This window comes from Lysinibacillus sp. KU-BSD001, assembly GCF_042920265.1.
GTDB lineage: Bacteria > Bacillota > Bacilli > Bacillales_A > Planococcaceae > Lysinibacillus_B.
The window spans coordinates 1-951 of sequence record NZ_JBDQZI010000037.1 but is presented as its reverse complement, the minus strand read 5'-3'; the positions used below and the strand labels follow the sequence as shown (position 1 = coordinate 951).

At 38.5% G+C, this 951-nt stretch carries 1 protein-coding gene; it reads left to right on the top strand.

Annotated elements, in window-relative coordinates:
- Positions 1-245: 245 nt before the first annotated feature.
- Positions 246-951: IS110 family transposase (locus AAGS61_RS20850; RefSeq protein ID WP_391376601.1), on the top strand; the 706-nt coding region annotated here is incomplete at its 3' end.

Here is a 951-nt window from a genome sequence, read left to right as displayed (position 1 = left end):
AAAAACATACTAACATTAGTAGTACAAACCACGGCCATGGTTTGTGCTACTATTTTTTTATAGTAGAAGTGAAGGAAAGCCGAACAGCCCCTGGGATCATTTAAGAATCCGTATTAAAAACCGGCTCACTTCACACCCTTATTTGAATCAGTTTAGTATGTTGGGTCCAAGAGATCGTGTATAAGAAAATGGAATCGATAAGGCACTGTGAAGACTTCTAAGATTGGCTGAAAAGGAGAAAAATGATGAAACATGTGATTGCATTAGATGTCAGTAAAGGAAAAAGTACAGTAGCGATTTACGATCAATACCGTCAATGTCAATTTGAAGGTGAGTTGTCTCATACACGTGTAGATTTTGAACAACTGCATAAACGAATCGAAGAAATTAAGCGGATAGATGGACAAGCACCTGAAATTGTCTTTGAAGCAACAGGTGTCTATTCAAAGCCTGTGGAAGCGTTCTTAAAGGCGTACGGTCATACATATTGTCGAATGAACCCACTTGAGGCAAACCTTCAAATGGCTAAGATGCGCCGAAATAAAACCGATATCAGCGACGCACATGAATTAGCCAAAACCCATTTCAAAATGGAACGCGAACCAACCTATGTACAGGATGATTATTACGAACAAATGCGCGCACTTACACGATATTATGATGAAATTGATGAGGAAATCACGTTGTTAAAAAGTCGTATGCATGCGCTTTTGCATAGTAGTTTTCCAGAACTTGAAACCCTGATTACACCACGTTCGGCACTCTTTTTAAATATTGTCCAACTGTATCCACATCCGGGTATTTTATTAGCCCATTCGAAAACTATGATTAAGAATCGGTTGAAAGCCAATACACGAAAAAACCTTTCGTTAGCACGTGCAGAAGAAAAAGCACAATTATTATTAGAAGCTGCTCAAAATAGTTATCCAGCGATTAAAGCGAACGATATTC